Origin of the sequence: Agrobacterium tumefaciens (assembly GCF_005221325.1) — a bacterium.
Lineage (GTDB): Bacteria > Pseudomonadota > Alphaproteobacteria > Rhizobiales > Rhizobiaceae > Agrobacterium.
Window position 1 is genome coordinate 2,483,389 of record NZ_CP039888.1, and the last position, 18,470, is coordinate 2,501,858.

15 protein-coding genes and 2 riboswitches are annotated in these 18,470 nt (G+C 59.6%); of the genes, 3 read left to right on the plus strand and 12 right to left on the minus strand.

Translation table 11 applies throughout. The features are described from left to right. Positions 1-89: 89 nt before the first annotated feature. The 6 genes from CFBP5499_RS12765 to CFBP5499_RS12790 form a co-directional block, all read right to left on the minus strand. Positions 90-806, minus strand: a complete 717-nt coding sequence (locus CFBP5499_RS12765; protein WP_080827080.1) for an ATP-binding cassette domain-containing protein — start codon at positions 804-806, stop codon at positions 90-92. Further along, the gene (gene thiP, locus CFBP5499_RS12770; protein WP_080827079.1) at positions 803-2,428 is read right to left on the minus strand and encodes a thiamine/thiamine pyrophosphate ABC transporter permease ThiP; all 1,626 of its coding nucleotides are present in this window, start codon (positions 2,426-2,428) and stop codon (positions 803-805) included. The genes CFBP5499_RS12765 and thiP overlap by 4 nt, the downstream gene beginning before the upstream one ends. 19 nt (positions 2,429-2,447) lie before the next feature. Further along, complete coding sequence (gene thiB / locus CFBP5499_RS12775; protein WP_080827078.1) at positions 2,448-3,461, minus strand: thiamine ABC transporter substrate binding subunit; 1,014 nt, start codon at positions 3,459-3,461, stop codon at positions 2,448-2,450. Positions 3,462-3,498: 37 nt separating this feature from the next. Beyond that, positions 3,499-3,609: riboswitch (TPP riboswitch) on the minus strand. Positions 3,610-3,654: 45 nt separating this feature from the next. After that, on the minus strand, positions 3,655-4,047 hold the full coding sequence (locus tag CFBP5499_RS12780; RefSeq protein WP_080827077.1) for a VOC family protein: 393 nt from the start codon (positions 4,045-4,047) through the stop codon (positions 3,655-3,657). A gap of 95 nt (positions 4,048-4,142) precedes the next feature. Then, positions 4,143-5,969: an ABC-F family ATP-binding cassette domain-containing protein gene (locus CFBP5499_RS12785; RefSeq protein ID WP_080827076.1), complete on the minus strand. Its 1,827-nt coding sequence runs from the start codon at positions 5,967-5,969 to the stop codon at positions 4,143-4,145. A 4-nt stretch (positions 5,970-5,973) separates the two neighbouring features. Beyond that, a complete protein-coding gene (locus CFBP5499_RS12790; protein ID WP_080827075.1) occupies positions 5,974-6,627 on the minus strand; it encodes a thiamine diphosphokinase in 654 nt (217 codons plus the stop codon). Between the two features lie 90 nt (positions 6,628-6,717). Continuing rightward, positions 6,718-6,794, plus strand: a riboswitch (SAM riboswitch). 82 nt (positions 6,795-6,876) lie between these two features. On the opposite strand from CFBP5499_RS12790, the gene metA reads away from it, so the two are divergent. After that, positions 6,877-7,803, plus strand: coding sequence for a homoserine O-acetyltransferase MetA (gene metA / locus CFBP5499_RS12795; protein ID WP_080827074.1), 927 nt, complete (start codon positions 6,877-6,879; stop codon positions 7,801-7,803). A gap of 74 nt (positions 7,804-7,877) precedes the next feature. Continuing rightward, positions 7,878-8,897 carry an aldose epimerase family protein gene (locus CFBP5499_RS12800; RefSeq protein ID WP_080827563.1) on the plus strand — a complete coding sequence of 340 codons (1,020 nt, stop codon included), beginning with the start codon at positions 7,878-7,880 and terminating at the stop codon, positions 8,895-8,897. 30 nt (positions 8,898-8,927) lie between these two features. Here the strand turns inward: CFBP5499_RS12800 and mtgA are convergent, their stop codons facing one another. Further along, a complete protein-coding gene (gene mtgA, locus CFBP5499_RS12805; RefSeq protein ID WP_370363052.1) occupies positions 8,928-9,575 on the minus strand; it encodes a monofunctional biosynthetic peptidoglycan transglycosylase in 648 nt (215 codons plus the stop codon). Between the two features lie 236 nt (positions 9,576-9,811). Between mtgA and CFBP5499_RS12810 the strand changes: the two genes are divergently transcribed. After that, positions 9,812-10,726: a polyprenyl synthetase family protein gene (locus CFBP5499_RS12810; RefSeq protein ID WP_080827562.1), complete on the plus strand. Its 915-nt coding sequence runs from the start codon at positions 9,812-9,814 to the stop codon at positions 10,724-10,726. 29 nt (positions 10,727-10,755) lie between these two features. On the opposite strand, the gene CFBP5499_RS12815 is transcribed toward CFBP5499_RS12810, so the two are convergent. From CFBP5499_RS12815 to pyc, 5 genes are all read right to left on the minus strand, one after another. Next, positions 10,756-11,418: an OmpA family protein gene (locus tag CFBP5499_RS12815; protein WP_080827073.1), complete on the minus strand. Its 663-nt coding sequence runs from the start codon at positions 11,416-11,418 to the stop codon at positions 10,756-10,758. Positions 11,419-11,484: 66 nt separating this feature from the next. Further along, positions 11,485-12,735, minus strand: a complete 1,251-nt coding sequence (gene ispG / locus CFBP5499_RS12820) for a flavodoxin-dependent (E)-4-hydroxy-3-methylbut-2-enyl-diphosphate synthase (RefSeq protein WP_080827072.1) — start codon at positions 12,733-12,735, stop codon at positions 11,485-11,487. Between the two features lie 120 nt (positions 12,736-12,855). Further along, a complete protein-coding gene (locus CFBP5499_RS12825) occupies positions 12,856-14,046 on the minus strand; it encodes an MFS transporter (RefSeq protein ID WP_080827071.1) in 1,191 nt (396 codons plus the stop codon). Positions 14,047-14,058: 12 nt separating this feature from the next. Further along, on the minus strand, positions 14,059-14,859 hold the full coding sequence (locus tag CFBP5499_RS12830; protein WP_080827070.1) for a DeoR/GlpR family DNA-binding transcription regulator: 801 nt from the start codon (positions 14,857-14,859) through the stop codon (positions 14,059-14,061). Positions 14,860-14,985: 126 nt separating this feature from the next. After that, positions 14,986-18,447, minus strand: coding sequence for a pyruvate carboxylase (gene pyc, locus CFBP5499_RS12835; protein ID WP_137066291.1), 3,462 nt, complete (start codon positions 18,445-18,447; stop codon positions 14,986-14,988). Positions 18,448-18,470: the final 23 nt, after the last annotated feature.

Genomic DNA, 18,470 nt, shown 5'->3' on the forward strand with positions numbered 1-18,470 from the left:
GGGCAACAACTTGAAACTGGCAAGTGCAAATTAGCGCCATTGAAGTTATCTAAAGCGATTGCCAGCGGCACGCGTCGAAAATAAGGCGATCAGCCATTCAGAAAACTGTCGACCGCCTTCACATTTTGTGTGGCGAAGAAATCTGCGGTCGAGCCTGCATAGACAACGCGGCCGCGATCAAGAAAAACCACTCGATGCGCCAGCTTCTTTATGTCGTCGGGGTGATGCGTGACAATAATCACCGTATTTTTTGTTTCCGCGTGCAAGTCGAGAAGCAAAGACGTCATGCCCGCTCGCAGTCCCGGATCGAGCGCGGCGAATGGCTCGTCGAGCAGCATGACCGGTTTTTTCCGCACCAGCGCACGCGCCAGCGCCGCCCTTTGCCGTTCCCCGCCGGAAAGCGTGCCCGGCAGGCGCTTGTCGAAACCCGCAAGGCCGACACGCGCCAGCGCCACTTCGATCCTCTGCCGGTCTTCCGCCCGCAATTTCAGGCCAGCGCTGATGCCGAGAGCGACATTGGTGAAAATATCGAGATGGGCGAAGAGATTATTGTCCTGAAAGATCGATGAAACCGGCCTTTCCGAAGGGTCTTGCGCCGTCATGTCCTGCCCGTCGATCACCACGCGCCCGGAATCCGGCGCCTCGAAACCAGCGACTAGATTAAGAAGTGTCGACTTGCCCGAACCGGAAGCACCCACGACGGCAGTCACCTCACCTTGCGGGAAGGAGCAATCAAGTTCGAAATCCTGCGTTCCGAGCCGCAGCCTGACCTTGTCCAGCTCAACGGCAAAATCATCGCCTGTCATATGCCAGCCCTTGCTGATTGGGATTGCCTGGAAATGCCGCCTGCGGCAAGCAGCAGGCAAACGACGCCGAGGAGGAAGGCATAACCGGCGGCATCATTGGTGCGATAGCTGCCCATATTGCTATAAACCAGCCAGGGCAAGGTGACGAAATTTTCCGACCCGAACAGCGCAACTGCCCCGAGATCGCCGAGCGACAGCGCCATGGCAAAAGAAAGCGCCATCAGCATGGGCCGCCAGAGAACCGGCAGATCGGCAAACCGCAGCCGCGAATAGCCCTGAAGTCCGAGACTGGCAGAAAGCCGGCCAGTGCGCAGGAAATGGCTGGTGAAGGCCGGCTCCATCACCCGCATGGCAAGCGGCAGGGCCATCAGCATATTGATGAGCGCCACGAGAACCGGCGCATAAAAGCTGACATCGCCGAACACCCGCAGCAGCAGGAACCATCCGCTTCCCAGCACGACGGGCGGAACGAGCAGCACCAGCGACGACCCCGCCCCAAGCAGAGCGGAAAGCAGACGGAGAGGCCACGCCACCCTGCGTCTGGAGCCGACGGCCTGGCGTGCGCCGATGATCGCCATGCAGCAGAGGACGACGAGAATTGCCGACAGCACGGCGATTGCAAGACTGGTCGCCGCAGCACGCAGGAAGATCGGCGCTGTGAGCAGACGTGGCAGATCGGCCTGTAACCCCGAAACAGCTATGGCGACAAGCGGCAGCCCGACTAGGAAAACAGCAAAAACGATTGCCGCCCCGTCCCACAGGCGCGCGGCGGTACTTTTGCCGTCGAAACGGCGAATGCTGCGACCAAGCGAGGAGATTTCCGCTTCCGGTGACGGCAGAAAGGCGAGGAGTCCGAGCAGGACTGCGGTGAGGACAATCTGCAGAACCGAGAGCGCAATCGCCCGCTGAGGATCGAAATCGAACCGTAGCGCCTGATAGATCGCCACCTCCAGCGTTGTCGCCGCCGGCCCGCCGCCGAGAAGAAGCACGAGCGTGAAGCTGGTGGCGCACAGCATGAAAACCAGCCCGGCAATGCCGGGAATAAGCCGCGAGACCGCCGGCCACTCGATGAAACGGAAAACCGAAACCGGCCCCATGCCGAGACTTGCCGCCATGCGCCAATATTCCCCCGGAATACGCTCCAGCCCCGCCAGCATCAGCCGCACGGAAAGCGGCAGATTGAAGAAGACGTGAGCAATGAGAATGCCGGAAAGGCCATAGATACTGAAAGGCTCATCCGCCCCGGCAAAAACAAGAGCACTGTTCAAAACACCCTGCCGGCCCCAGATGGTGATGATGCCGAAGGCGCCGACGATCACCGGCAATCCCATCGGCACCGCCATCAATCGGATGATCCAGATTCTTCCCGGAAACTCTTTCCGCCGGGCGAGCGCCAGAGCGACGGGCAGACCGAGAACGATGGACAAAAGGGTGGACAGCGTCGCCTGGTATAGCGTGAAGCGCAGGATACGCAGCGTATAGGCATCCATGATACCAGCGGTGGATGCGCCGGCATCAAAAGACAGCAGCGCAAAAACCGCGAGCGCCATGAACAGGAAAACGGCGGCAAAAGCCGCCGTCCCGAAAATGATCGACCGCCGATAATCGCGACGCAGCATCATGCGCGGGCGTGCCTCTTCCTCAGTTCATGCTCATGGCCGAAAGCCACTCGTCGATCCACGCCTTGCGGTTCTTCGCCACTTCTTCGGGATCCATCAGGAAGGTCTTCTGCGGCACGACGAGTTTGGAAAATGCCTCGGGCAAGGGGACCGACGTTGCCGCGACCGGCATCATCCAGTTGTTTTCGGGAATGGCATCCTGAAAACCTGATGTCAGCGTGAAAGCGAGAAACTGCTTTGCCAGCGCCTTGTGCGGTGCGTTTTTGAGAAGGCCGGACACTTCGATCTGGATGTAATGCCCTTCAGAAAAGGCCGCAGCTTGATAACGGTCCGACTTTTCGACGACCATGTGATAGGCGGGCGAGGTGGTGTAGGAGAGCACCATCGGCACCTCCCCCTTGGTGAAGAGGCCGTAGGATTCCGACCAGCCCGGCGTGACGGTGAGAATACGCTTCCTGAGCTTTGCCCAGGCCTCCGGCGCCTTGTCGCCATAAACCGATTTTACCCACAAAAGCAGGCCAAGCCCCGGCGTGGAGGTACGCGGGTCCTGAATGGCGATCTTCTGCGCCGGGTCGCCTTCCACCAGCTCCTTGAGGCTCGCCGGCGGATTTTTCACCGTCTGCGTGTCATAGATGACAGCGAAATGCCCATAATCATAGGGTACGAAAACATCGTCCTTGTAGCCGCCCGGGACCTTGGCCGCCGATGCATCGATGCCGCTGGCGTCAAAGAGGCCTGTCTGTTTGGCTTCCGCGACAAGATTGGTGTCGAGACCGACCACGACATCCGCCTTGGAACCGCTGCCCTCAAGTTTCAGACGGTTGAGCAGCGCCACGCCATCCGCGACACCCACGAAATTGACGGTGCAGCCGCAGACCTTCTCGAAGGCTTCCTTCACCTTCGGGCCGGGACCCCATTCGGAAACGAAGCTTTCATAGGTGTAGACGGTCAGTTCCGGCTTGTCCTGAGCCACGGCGAAACCGGGCAGCAACAGCGAGGCGGCAATGACGGAATTCAGGAAAAGACGACGGCGCACGGGTATCTCCTCAAAAAACGAAAAGGAATAGCCGCTTGCCTTTAAGCCGTCTAATCCCTCCGCCGGTATGAACCGGATCAGGTTCTTCGGGTTGGCAAGCCTCTCAGCCTTCTGCACACGCGCACAGAAGACACCCCGTTAGATCAAGATGATGGTTTAGTCCCGCCGTCAGTGATTGGCAAGATGGCCGAGATCAGCCCTGCTCCGTCATATGCACCAGCTCCCAGACGTGCCCGTCGGGGTCCTGAAAGCTGCCGGCATACATGAAGCCATGGTCCTGAACCGGTTTCCAGCTGCTGCCACCGGAGGCAAGCGCAGTTGCGATCATGCCGTCGATCTCCTCGCGGCTTCCGGCGGAAAGGCAGGTCAGAACCTCGGTGCTCTGCTTCGCATCGGCGATATCGCCATTGATGAAATCGCGAAACCGCTCCTCCTGAAGGAGCATCACGAAGATGTTCTCCTCCACGATCATGCAGAGCGTGCGGTCGTCGGAATATTCCGGATTGAAGCTGAAACCGAGGGCCGTGAAGAAGCTTCTCGATGCCTCGATATTCTTGACCGGCAAATTGACGAAAATCATGCGCATTTTCAGACCTCCTCCAAACGAACGCGGGCATAGAACGGCAATTCCGCTTGCCTGTCAAAGGCCGAAGAAAGGTTGCGAACGGTGGGCAGCAGGCTTCAGCTTTCCAGTTCCTCGCGCAGCATCTCCAGTTCCAGCCATTCCTCTTCCATGGTCTCCAGCTTGTCGCGCAGCTTTTCCATTTCCTGCGCCAGCTTGTTGAAGGTCGCCTGATCCTTGGCGAAAAGTGCCGGGTCAGCCATGCGCTGTTCGCGTTTTGCGATCTCTTCCTGGGCCTTTTCCATCTCCTTCGGCAGATTTTCGAGGGCGAATTTCTGCTTGAAGGAGAGTTTGCCCTTGGCCTTTGCCGGCTCCTGCGATGGCGAAGCTGAAGATACGGCCTTAGCCTTTTCCTGCCTGTCGGCCTTGCGTTTTTCTTCCGCCGCACCCTTGCGCTGCGCCATCATGTCCGAATAGCCGCCCGCATATTCGATCCAGCGTCCATCCGGCTGATCGGGATTGGCGGGCGCGATGGTAGAGGTGACGGTGCGGTCCAGAAAATCACGGTCGTGGCTGACGAGAATGACCGTGCCGGAAAAACCGGCGACGATCTCCTGCAACAGATCGAGCGTTTCGATGTCGAGATCGTTGGTCGGTTCGTCGAGGATCAGAAGATTGGTCGGCCGGGCCAGAATGCGCGCCAGGATGAGACGGGCGCGCTCACCGCCGGAGAGATTGCGGATGGGGGTGCGCGCCTGCTCCGGCTGGAACAGGAAGTCCTTCATGTAACCAGTGACATGCTTCACTTCGCCATTGACGAGAAGATTGTCACCACGCCCGTCGGTCAGATAATGCGCGAGCGTTTCGTTAGGATTGAGATCCTCACGCTTCTGGTCGAGCGTGGCGATCTCCAGATTCGTGCCGAGCTTCACCGTGCCACTATCGGGCTCAAGCTGGCCCGTCAGCATCTTCAGAAGCGTCGTCTTGCCCGCACCGTTCGGCCCCACGAGACCGATGCAGTCACCACGATGAACCCTGAGCGAGAACGGTGCCACGATCACCCGCTCACCATAAGCCTTGGTGATGGCATCCGCCTCGATGACCAGCTTGCCGGATTCCCGCCCTTCCGTGACGGTCGCCTGCACGGAGCCCTGCGGCCCCTTGTGGCCGCGATAGTCCGCGCGCATGGCCTGAAGCTCGCCGACGCGGCGCATGTTGCGCTTGCGCCTTGCGGTCACGCCGTAGCGCATCCAGTGTTCTTCGCGCTCGATGGCCTTGCCGAGCTTATGCTGTTCCAGTTCTTCCTCTTCCAGCACCTTGTCGCGCCATTCCTCGAAATGGGCAAAGCCGCGATTGAGACGGCGGGACTGACCGCGATCAAGCCAGACAGTCGAGGTTGAGACCTTCTCCAGAAAACGCCGGTCGTGCGAAATCAGCACCAGTGCACTGCGCGTCTGCTGCAGCTCGCCTTCCAGCCATTCGATAGTGGGCAGGTCCAGATGGTTGGTCGGCTCGTCCAGCATCAGAATATCGGGCTCCGGCGCCATGACGCGGGCGAGCGCCACGCGGCGCGCTTCGCCGCCTGAAAGGCTCTCGGGATTTTCCTGTCCGGTGAGACCCAGATGCTCGAGAAGATAAGTTACTCGATAGGGATCGTCACCCGGTCCGAGCCCCGCTTCCGCATAGGCCTGAACGGTGTCGTAACCGGCAAAATCCGGTGCCTGTTCCAGATAACGGATGGTGGCGGCGGGATGCCGAAAAACCTCGCCCGACTGCGCCTCGACCAGACCGGCTGCAATCTTCATCAGCGTGGATTTGCCCGAACCATTGCGTCCGACAAGGCAGATGCGGTCACCGGGCTCCACCTGGAAATTGGCGCCGTCGAGCAGCGGGGTCACGCCGAAGGTCAGCTTGATATCATCGAGTTTCAGAATTGGGGGTGCCAAGGTGTCAGGCTCCGGTCAGATCATAAGGGCGGGCGAGCACGATGGCTTTGCCGCTTTTCAGCGAGAAATGCACAAGGCCGCCATTCGCGACATTGGAAATAGTGCGGGAGGAACCGAAAGCAAGCGCGAAATCATTGAGCGGATAACGCACATTGCCGATATCGAGCCCCTCAAGGGTGGTGAACCCGGCGACGGAAAACAACGATCCGGCCGGCAAATCAATGGCGAGTGAACCGGCAAGCAGCGGCATCGCCTCTTCTTCACCCGAGGTCAGGGTGACCTCGAAACCGCGCTCCGCAAGCGCCACGGCATAAAGAAGGTGCTGAAGCGCATGGTCGCTTCGTGCGCCGCCGAGCGCGCCCACCATCAGAAGCGAATGCGCGCCGCGCGAAAGTGCCTCGGAGACTGCAATTTCACCATCCGTCACGGCCTTTGCGGCCGGATAGGGTTGCCGCGTCACATCGGGCCAGGCCTCAAGCAGCTCTTCGCTGGCGGAATCGAAATCCCCGACCCACAGTTCGGGTGTGAGACCAAGCGGCGCGGCATGGCGCATGCCGCCATCGGCCGCAATCACGCGGCTATCCGCGACCGCCTGTTTCAGACGATCGGTCACCGCGACATCGCCGCCAAGCAGAATGGTGAAGCGCTCTTTGTTCATGCCCTGCCTTACCGCACCTGGCCCGAAAATGGAAAGCCGAAACCCCGATGAAATCAGCCTATATTGATTTTCGCCGGCTTCGGGATTATGAAACGCCTCAGTGGTGATTTGCCGACCGGCTTGCAGCCACTTTAAAGAAGTCGCTAAAGGGTCGAGGAAAAGGGCAATTTCCTGGGACCGGCCGCGATTTCGCTGCCGGTTTTTTGTTTTCGCAACGTTCTTTACGTGATCCGGAAAAGAGAGTTCGACATGCCGATCAAGATTCCCGATACGCTTCCCGCCTTTGAGACCCTCGTTCATGAGGGTGTGCGGGTCATGACCGAAACGGCGGCCATCCGGCAGGATATCCGCCCGCTCCAGATCGGGCTTCTCAACCTCATGCCGAACAAGATCAAGACGGAAATCCAGATGGCGCGCCTTGTTGGCGCCTCGCCGCTGCAGGTGGAATTGTCGCTCATCCGCATCGGCGGTCATCGCGCCAAGAACACGCCGGAAGAGCATCTCCTCTCCTTCTACGAGACGTGGGAAGAGGTCCGTCACCGCAAGTTCGACGGCTTCATCATTACCGGCGCACCGATCGAGCTGCTGGACTATGAAGACGTGACCTATTGGAATGAAATGCAGCAGATTTTCGAATGGACGCAGACCAACGTCCATTCGACCCTGAATGTCTGCTGGGGCGCAATGGCCGCCATCTACCATTTCCACGGGGTGCCGAAATACGAGCTGAAGGAAAAGGCGTTCGGTGTCTATCGTCACCGCAATCTCTGCCCCTCGTCGATCTACCTCAACGGCTTTTCGGATGATTTCCAGGTTCCGGTCTCACGCTGGACCGAAGTGCGCCGCGCCGATATCGAAAAAAACCCGGAACTTGAAATCCTGATGGAGTCAGAGGAAATGGGCGTTTGCCTGGTGCATGAGAAGGCAGGCAACCGGCTCTACATGTTCAATCATGTCGAATATGATTCGACCTCTCTGTCCGACGAATATTTCCGCGACGTGAATTCCGGCGTGCCCATCAAGCTGCCGCATGATTACTTTCCGCATAACGACCCGGAACTCGCCCCGCTCAACCGCTGGCGCAGCCATGCCCACCTGTTTTTCGGAAACTGGATCAACGAGATATACCAGACGACGCCCTATGATCTCCAAGCCATAGGCAAACTGGCCGCGTAACTGCGGGATTGCGAATTGCCGGAAAATGACGCAACGTCCGCCCGGCAATTCGCGACACCATGGAGAATGACGAGATGAGCGACGGTGCGGCACGAGAAGATTTCGGTTTCACGGCGACCGGTGAAAAGGTCGAACGCGTCACCATCTCGAAAGACGGTTTGACGGCGAAAGTCATCACCTGGGGCGCTGTTATCCAGGATCTGCGCCTTGACGGTCACCAGCCGCCGCTGGTTCTCGGCTTCGATAAGTTCGAGGACTACAAATATTCCTCCTATTTCGGCGCCACGCCGGGCCGCAACGCCAACCGCATCGGCAATGGCAGGTTCGCGATCGACGGGCATGAATATCAGCTGGAGCTGAACGAAAAGGGCGTGACCCATCTGCATGGTGGCAGCGACGGCATGGGCAAGCGCAACTGGATGCTGATGGAACATGGCGAAAGCCATGCCGTCCTGCAGATCATCGATCCCGACGGCCGCGCCGGTTATCCCGGCAACTGCACGGTCACGGCCACCTATACGATCCGCGATGGCGGCGTGCTTTCGGTAGTTTATGAAACGGTGACCGACCAGCCGACCATCGCCAATGTCTGCCAGCACTCCTATTTCAATCTCGACGGCGCGGATACCGCACTTGGCCATGAGATCAGCATCGCCGCTGACTTTTACCTGCCGACAAACGAACAGCAGATACCGACAGGCGAAATCCGTTCCGTCGAAGGCACCGTCTTCGACCTGCGTCACCCGACGCCGATGCGGCGCAAGGAGAATGGCGAACAGGTTCTCTACGACCACAATTTCTGCCTTTCGCCCGAGCGTCGCGCCAAGCGCAAGGTCGCCCGCGCCTATTCACCTGCCTCCGATATCGCCCTTGAGGTTCACACGACAGAGCCCGGTGTGCAGTTCTATTCAGCCTTCAAGCTCGACGTTCCCGTTCCGGGCCTCGATGGCCGTCATTATGGCCCGTTCGCCGGTTTCTGCCTTGAAACGCAGATTTGGCCGGATGCCGTCAATCACCCGGATTTTCCGCACGCCATCCTGCGGCCAGGCGAAACGCTGCGTCAGGAAACGGACTATATTTTCAGGAAGGGCTGAGGCAGAGGGCCAAAGGGCAGAGTGTAGAGATCAGTCCAGCACACAGCCGACATAGCCACCCGAGGCGCGGGCACGACGCTCGATAAGGCCGGCCAGCCGCTGCAGGCCGCGCCCGGGTTTGCTCGCAACCCGGTCAATCGGATTGGGCAGGGAGACGGCCAGCAGCGCCGCCTGACGGGAGCTGAGCTTGGCAGCCGGTATCTTGAAATGATGCTGGGCCGCCGCCTCGATGCCGTAGATTCCCGGGCCCCATTCGGCAACGTTCAGATAAATCTCCATCATCCGTTTTTTCGACCAGACGAAATCAGCCGCGATTGCCAGCGGCAATTCCAGCCCCTTGCGCAGGAATGAACGGCCGTTCCATAAGAACAGGTTCTTGGCCGTCTGCATCGGAATGGTGCTGGCGCCGCGGGTGGAGGCTCCATCAAGTGCATTGCTGACGACGGATTGCATCTGGTTCCAGTCCACACCGCCGTGGAAACAGAATTGCCCATCCTCGGACATCATCACGGATTGCACGAGGCGCGGCGAAATATCCTCGAGTGGCACCCAGCGCCTGTCATAACCCTGAAGGGTCACGAGATCGGCAAGCATCAGCGTTGAAACAGGCCGGATAAACGGCAGCGCATAAACCGGGATCAGCAGATAGGGCAGGATCAGCAATGCCAGCAAGGTCATGATGATGCGCTTTGCCAACGTGCGAAAATCCACCTTCGGACTGCTCCGGTCTTCCGCCAGCACGGCGTATTCTGCGTCGCTTTCAGGCGTACTGCTCAATATCCGTCCCCGCGCCCCACGCCAATTGAAGCCTTTCATAGTCCATTGCCGTCTTCAAGGCGAGTCCGGTCACACCGTTGCGGCTCCGGAATCACGAAAAGGTTTGCCTGCATTCGCGCGGCATGCCAAAGAGCGGCATGGACGCTCAGATGACGAATTTCGAAACGAGGCTGCGCGAAAACGCGGCGAAAACCGAAGCACTGCTTGGCCACCTGCTTTCCGGCGAGGCACGCGCGGATGAGATCACACGCCCGCAAAACCTGCTAGAGGCCATGCGCCATGGCGTGCTGAACGGTGGCAAACGCCTGCGGCCTTTCCTCGTCATCGAAAGTGTCGCCCTTCTCGGCGGAGATGCCGAAGCTGCCCTTTATGTCGGCGCAGCACTCGAATGCCTCCATTGTTATTCGCTTGTTCATGACGACCTGCCGGCCATGGACGATGACGACCTGCGCCGCGGCCAGCCGACCGTGCACCGCAAGTTCGACGAGGCAACCGCAATCCTCGCCGGTGACAGCCTGCTGACGCTTGCTTTCGACATCATCGCTTCGGATGAAAATCCGCTGGCGGCCGAGCGCAAGGCCGCACTCGTGCTTTCACTCGCCCGCGCCGCCGGCATTGGTGGCATGGCTGGCGGACAGGCGCTTGATCTTGCTGCCGAAAAGAAAGCACCTGATGAGGATGGCGTTCTTACATTGCAGGCTATGAAAACGGGCGCTTTGCTGCGTTTCGCCTGCGAGGCCGGCGCGATCATTGCCGGCAGCAATCAAGCCGAAAGGCAGCGACTGCGTCTCTTCGGCGAAAAGATCGGCCTCGCCTTCCAGCTTGCCGACGATCTTCTGGACCTGACCGCCGATGCCGCCACCATGGGCAAGGCAACCGGCAAGGATGCCGCACGCGGCAAGGGCACGCTGGTGGCATTGCGGGGCGAAGGCTGGGCGCGCCGCAAGCTGCAGGAACTGGTGGCGGAAGCCAGCGAACTCCTGGCCCCCTACGGCGAAAAGGCCGCGATTCTCATCGCGGCCGCAAGATTCATCGCCGAACGGAAAAGCTGAGCGGATACGTCTCAGCTTTTCATCATCAATCAGCCCTTGAGCGGCGAAATCAGCACTTCGACGCGGCGGTTCTGGGCGCGGCCATCCGACGTGGCATTCGAGGCGATCGGCTGAGACGGGCCAAAGCCGAGCGTCGAAATACGGCGCTGATCGACGCCGCGTGCACCGAGATAGTTTGCAACAGAGGCCGCACGACGCTCGGAAAGCGCCTGGTTGTGCTGCAGGCTGCCGGTGGAATCGGTGTGGCCGTTGATGTCGATCAGCGTGCGGTTGAATTTGTTCAGCACGATGGCGACGGAATCGAGCGTCTGGTAGAACGGCGGAATGACCTGATCCTGATCCGTGGCAAAGGTGATGTTCGACGGCATGTTGAGAACGATGCTGTCGCCACGACGGCTAACGGAAACACCGGTTCCCTGAAGCTGGGCGCGAAGCTCGGCTTCCTGTCCGTCCATGTAGTTGCCGATGGCGCCGCCAGCGAGAGCACCAATGCCCGCACCGATAAGGGCGGCGTTACGGCGACCAACCGGCGAGCCGCCGACAGCCAGACCACCGAGAGCACCAACGACAGCGCCGATGCCGGCACCGCCCGCCGTGTTCGACATCTTCTGCTCGCCCGTATAGGGATCGGTGGTGGTGCAGGCGGAAAGATAGGTGCCGCAAAGGGCGACGATCGCGATTTTTTTGATCATGTATTTTGATGCTCCGAGAGGTTCAGGAGGTAGGACAGTGGAATTCCGGCCTTTTCACGGTACTCTTTACTCCGCCGCGTCTTTCCGGCCAAAACGCTTTTCGATGTAATCGGCCACAAGCGCTTCGAAATCACCGGCAATGTTGGGACCACGCAGGGTGAGCGCCTTTTCCCCGTCGATGAAAACAGGTGCAGCCGGGCTTTCGCCGGTTCCGGGCAGCGAAATGCCGATATCGGCATGTTTGCTTTCGCCGGGGCCGTTGACGATGCAGCCCATGACGGCAACATTCAGCGCCTCGACACCGGGATATTTCTCACGCCAGATCGGCATGTTCTTGCGAATATCGTTCTGGATGTTTTGCGCCAGTTCCTGAAACACAGTGGACGTGGTCCGCCCGCAGCCGGGACATGCCGCCACAACAGGAATGAACTGGCGGAAACCCATGACCTGAAGCAGTTCCTGCGCCACCTGCACTTCGCGGGTGCGATCGCCATTCGGTTCCGGCGTCAGCGAAACGCGGATCGTATCGCCAATGCCATGCTGCAACACGTAACCCATGGCGGCGGACGAAGCGACGATGCCTTTCGAGCCCATGCCCGCCTCGGTCAGGCCCAGATGCAGAGCATGGTTGGATCGTTCCGACAACATCGAATAAACGGCAATCAGGTCCTGAACCTGGCTGACTTTGGCAGACAGAATGATGCGATTGCGCGGCAGTCCGATCTCTTCGGCAAGTTCGGCGGAAATCAGCGCCGACTGAACGATTGCCTCGCGCGTGACCTGACGGGCGGAGAGCGGAAAACCCTGCTCCTTGTTCCTGTCCATCAGCGTCGTCAGCAGTTCCTGATCGAGCGACCCCCAGTTGACGCCGATACGAACAGGCTTGTCATAACGGATCGCCATTTCGACGATCTCGCCGAACTGCTTGTCTTTCTTGTCCTTGAAACCGACATTGCCGGGATTGATGCGATATTTCGCCAGCGCTTCGGCACAGGCCGGATGATCGGCCAGAAGCTTGTGGCCGATATAGTGGAAATCACCGATCAGCGGCACATCCATGCCAAGAAGCAGCAACCGCTCGCGGATTTTCGGCACGGCGGCAGCGCTCTCGTCGCGATCGACGGTAATACGCACCATTTCCGAACCGGCCCGGAAGAGTGCAGCCACTTGGCTGACGGTGGCGTCAATATCCGCCGTGTCGGTATTGGTCATCGACTGCACGACGACGGGCGCACCGCCCCCCACGATGACGCCACCGACGTCTACGGCGACGGATGCACGGCGGGGCTTCGGGTCGTAATCGGCATGTGACGTCATGGCGGTCTCTGGAGCTTGCGGCAAGGTCTTGCAATTGAGGTGAAACAGGCAAGCCTGCTTGTCAACACCCAACGCACTGGAGCTTCTACTTTACCGCAATCATGGCAAAATTCGAGACGCCTATTCCTTGCCCGCACCATCCGCATGACGGGCGAGCCGCGAAAGCAGCAGAACCACCACATGCAGCAACGGCAGAGCGATGAAAACGCTCGCGAGACCCGTATGTTCGGCAATGAAGCCGATGGCGGAAGGAGCCACAAGAATGCCGGAGTATCCCATGGTGGTGACGACGGAGAGCCCGATCCCCGGCGCCAGTCCCGGCATGTTGCCCGCCGCCGAAAAAGCGATGGGCACCATGTTGGAAATGCCGATGCCGGCAATGGCAAAGCCGATAATCACGAAAGTCGAATTGCCGGCGAGGCCGGCAATCAACAGACCGGTGATCGACATGACCGAGCAGAACCGCAGAGTGTTGACCGCGCCGAACTTGTCACGCACTAGGTCGCCGGCAAACCGCATCGCCGCCATGGTCATGGAAAAGGCCGCGAAGGCAAAACCGGACTGCGATACGGAAGCGCCGAGTTCATTGCGCAGATAAAGCGCACCCCAATCGAGGATCGCGCCTTCCGGGATCATCGAGAACAGGGCCATCAGGCCGATGATCCAGGGCAGCGGCGTCAGCGGCAAGCCACCTTTCGGGCGCTCAGTTTCCGGATGCGGACGATCCGCCAGAACCCGCGGCCATGCGATGACCAGAAGCACGAGTGCGATGACGGTGAGTGCAATGGCATGCCCCTGCACGCCGATAGCCGTGATGAGATAACCGCCGAGACCAGCCCCGATGAGACCACCAAGGCTCCAGAAGGCATGGCAGGACGACATGATTGCTCGGCGCATATCGCGCTCCACCGCCACGGCATTGGCGTTCATGGCGACATCCATCGCCCCTGTCAGCCCGCCGAACAGGAAAACCGCAATCACCCCCGCCCAGATGGTGCCGGCCCAGGAAATGAAAAGCAGCGTCGGCAGAAAGATCGCGGCGGTGACGAGGCTCACCGTACGCGAGCCGAAACGGGCGATCTGCGATCCGGCAATCGGCATGAAAACCAGCGAGCCGATACCAAAAACCAGAATGATCAGGCCGAGAGCACTTTCGCTGAGCGACAGGCGTGCGGCAAATTCCGGGATCTTGGGCGCCCATGATCCCATCATGAAGCCATTCATCAAAAACAGCAGCGAGACGCCAAGTCTGTGCCGCGTCAGATAGGATGAGCGTGTGCCTGTCGGCGAAAATGTCGTGGGGCCATTCATCGGCAATATCCTTCAGACTCGACCATGAGAAAACGGGGCAGCGTCATCTTCGCCGCAATGAACATCTACGCCTTTTGCCGACAGCGACTCGACCAATATACGGTCGGCATCCCGTTCCAGCACAAGGCAAAGCGGTGGGGAAAAATCATGGACGTGGAAAGCGGCCTTATGGCCGAGCTTTTCCGTGGTGATGGCGGCGATGACCCGCTGGCTGGCACTACAGGCAAGGCGCTTGAACACCGCATCCTCGAAAACATCCGCCGAAAGGCCCGTCTCGGCTGCAACACCGCAAACACCGAGCACGCACAGATCGGGCCGCATCAATTCAAGCTGCCGAAGAGCCATGGCATCGATCGCCGCACCGACGGCCGGATCGACCTTTCCGCCAATCAGCACCAGACCGATATCGGCCCGGCCCGTCAACTCGGCGGCAATGGCGGGCGTATTCGTCACCACCGTCAGATTGAGGCCGGCCGGGATCGCTCGTGCAATGGCGAGATTGGTGGAGCCGGCATCGATGAAAACCACCATGCCCGGTTCAATGAGCGGAACGACAGCACGCGCCAGCACGGCCTTGCGGTCGGTATCCTCGGCAATCCGCGTTTTGAGCGGCACTGTCGTGCTATCGGAAAGCAGCGCTCCGCCATAAACGCGCAGGCATTCCCCACGCGCCGCCATCTCGCGCAGGTCGCGGCGTACCGTATCTTCGGAGACGCCGAAATTCTGAGCCAGATCCTGCGCCAGCACACGGCCGCTTTGCCGCAACTGCGCAAGGATCAGCGCCTGCCGCTCACTGACGAAATGATCACTCATTGGGACTCATGCATAAACAAGAATAAACGTGCACGAACATGCATAATCAAGTTTCTGCTTGAGTGCAATAAAAAACGCCCGCCGGGAGGGCGGGCGTCTGCAACCTATTGCCGATGAGTTGCGCCGTTATTCGGCGTAGGAGATCAACAAGTCCTTGGCATCGATCTGGTCACCGGGCTTTACCAGAACCTCAGCAATCTTGCCGTCCCGTTCGGCATGCAATGCGGTTTCCATCTTCATGGCCTCGATCGAGAGCAGCACGTCGCCGGCCTTGACCTCCTGACCCTGGTTGATGAAGACGCGGCTGATGACACCAGGCATCGGCGCACCGATATGGGCTGCATTGCCGGGTTCTGCCTTGCGGCGCACCGCGGAGCCGGAGGCGCCATGGGCGCGATCCGGTACCTTGATGCGGCGCGGCTGGCCGTTGATCTCGAAGAACACCGTTACCATGCCCTTGTCGTCCGTGCCGGACGAAGCCTGATTGACGATGACAAGTGTCTTGCCGCGTTCGATATCGGCAAACAGTTCTTCGCCATCCTCCATGCCGTAGAAATAGGCATGGGTGGGCAGCACGGAGACCGGGCCGTATGTCTCGGCGGTCAGCGCGAAATCGGTGAACACCTTCGGATACATCAGATAGGATGCGAACTCGAAGTCATCGACCTTGCGCTCCAGCTTGGTCTCGATCACCTTCCTTTCGGCATCGAGATCGGCATCCGCCAGCAGCGAGCCCGGACGCACCGTATAGGGTGCGTCACCCTTCAGCGCCTTTTTCTGCAGCACTGCTGGCCAGCCGCCAGGCGACTGTCCGAGATCACCCTTCAGCATCGACACCACCGAGTCCGGGAAGGACACTTCACGGTCAGGGTTTTCGACGTCGGCCACTGTCAGGTCCTGGCTGACCATCATCAGCGCCATGTCGCCGACGACCTTGGAGGACGGCGTCACCTTGACGATATCGCCGAACATCCTGTTGGCATCGGCATAGGCCTGCGCCACCTCATGCCAGCGGCTTTCGAGACCCAGCGAACGGGCCTGTTCCTTGAGGTTAGTGAACTGACCGCCCGGCATTTCATGCAGATAGACTTCCGAGGCAGGCCCTTTGAGGTCGCTCTCGAACGCTGCATATTGATTGCGCACGGCTTCCCAATAGAAGGAAATGCGGCGGATCCATTCGGTATCAAGACCCGTATCGCGTTCCGATCCTGCGAGTGCCTCCACGATCGAGCCGAGGCAAGGCTGCGATGTATTGCCGGAGAATGCATCCATCGCGGCATCGACGGCATCGACACCGGCATCCACAGCCGCAAGAACGGTCGCGGCGGAAATGCCCGATGTGTCATGGGTGTGGAAGTGGATCGGCAGGCCGGTCGCCTCGCGCAGCGCCTTGAACAGAACCTTGGCGGCAGCCGGTTTCAGAAGGCCCGCCATATCCTTGACGGCGATGATATGGGCGCCGGCCTTTTCCAGCTCGACGGCGAGGTTGGTATAATATTTGAGATCGTATTTCGGACGTGCCGAATTCAACAGATCGCCGGTATAGCAGATGGTTGCCTCGCAGAGCTTGTTCTCCTCGGCAATCGCATCCATCGACACCCGCATGTTCTCCACCCAGTTCAGGCAGTCGAAGACGCGGAAAAGATCGACCCCGCCCCTTGCAGCCTGACGGACGAAGTACTTCACGACATTATCAGGGTAATTCTTGTAACCGACGCCGTTTGCGCCGCGCAGAAGCATCTGCAACAGCAGGTTCGGCGCACCTTCGCGGATGAGCGACAGGCGCTCCCACGGGTCTTCGGTCAGGAAGCGCATGGAAACGTCGAAGGTCGCACCGCCCCAGCATTCCAGCGATAGAAGCTGCGGCAGCGCCTTGGCGTAAACGCTGGCGACGCGGGCAATATCATGTGTACGGACGCGGGTGGCCAGCAGCGACTGATGTCCGTCGCGCATGGTCGTATCCGTGACCAGCACGCGCTTTTCGTTTCGCATCCAGTCCGCAAAGCCCTTCGGGCCGAGCTTGTCCAGCAATTGCTTGGTGCCGTCAGGCGTCGGCGCATCGATATAGGGCAGGATGGGCTTTGCCGACTTTTCGGAGGGCTTGGCACGACCCTTGGTTTCCGGGTGGCCATTGACGGTCACATCGGCAAGATAGGTCAGAAGCTTGGTGGCGCGGTCCTGACGCTTGACCTGCGCGAACAGCTCCGGCGTCGAATCGATGAAGCGCGTCGTATAGGTGTTGTTGCGGAAACTGTCGTGACCGATGATGGCTTCGAGGAAGGTGAGGTTGGTCGCAACGCCACGGATACGGAATTCGCGCAGCGCGCGGTCCATACGGTTGATCGCCTCATCCGGCTGCGGCGCCCAGGCCGTGACCTTGACCAGCAGGGGATCATAGTAGCGGGTGATAACGGCGCCCGTATAGGAGGTTCCACCGTCCAGACGGATGCCGAAGCCCGAAGCGGAGCGATAGGCGGTGATGCGGCCATAGTCCGGAATGAAGTTGTGTTCCGGGTCTTCCGTCGTAATACGGCACTGGAGCGCATGACCGTTGAGGCGAATATCCTCTTGGCGTGGAACGCCGGATTCCGCCGTACCGATGGCAGCGCCTTCGAGAATATGGATCTGCGCCTTGACGATATCGATGCCGGTCACGACTTCGGTGACGGTATGCTCCACCTGGATGCGCGGATTGACCTCGATGAAGTAGAATTTGCCGGTATCGGCATCCATCAGATATTCTACAGTGCCGGCACCGATATAGTTCGTTGCAGCCGCAATTTTCAGGGAATAGGCGGCCAGTTCCTGACGCTGCGCTTCTGACAGATACGGTGCAGGCGCGCGCTCGACGACCTTTTGATTACGCCGCTGGATCGAACAATCGCGCTCGAACAGATGCACGACATTACCATGCGTATCGCCGAGAATCTGGCTTTCAACGTGGCGCGCACGCTCCACAAGCTTTTCCAGATAGACTTCGTCCTTGCCGAATGCGGCCTTCGCCTCGCGCTTGGCTTCCGTCACCTCACGGGCGAGGTCTTCCTTTTTGCGGATGGCACGCATGCCGCGGCCGCCACCGCCCCAGGAGGCCTTGAGCATGACGGGATAGCCGATTTCCTCGGCCATGCGCTCCACTTCCGCTATATCGTCAGGCAGCGGATTGGTGGCGGGAACAACGGGGACATCAACCGAAATCGCCAGATTGCGGGCGGCGACCTTGTTGCCGAGCTGGCGCATCGTATCCGGCGTCGGCCCGATGAAGGTGATGCCGGCCTTGTTGCAGGCCTCCACGAACTCAGGGCTTTCGGACAGAAGGCCGTAACCGGGATGGATCGCATCCGCTCCGGAGAGCTTGGCCACGCGGATAACCTCCTCGATCGAAAGATAGCTCTCGATCGGTCCCATATCCTTGGCGAGATGCGGACCCCTGCCGACCTGATAGGATTCGTCCGCCTTGAAACGGTGCAAAGACAGCTTGTCCTCTTCCGCCCAAATCGCAACGGTTTTGATCCCAAGCTCGTTCGCTGCCCGGAAAACGCGGATCGCAATTTCGGATCGGTTGGCAACAAGTATTTTCGATATCTTCAAGACGGTCTCCCCACACGCCAAAA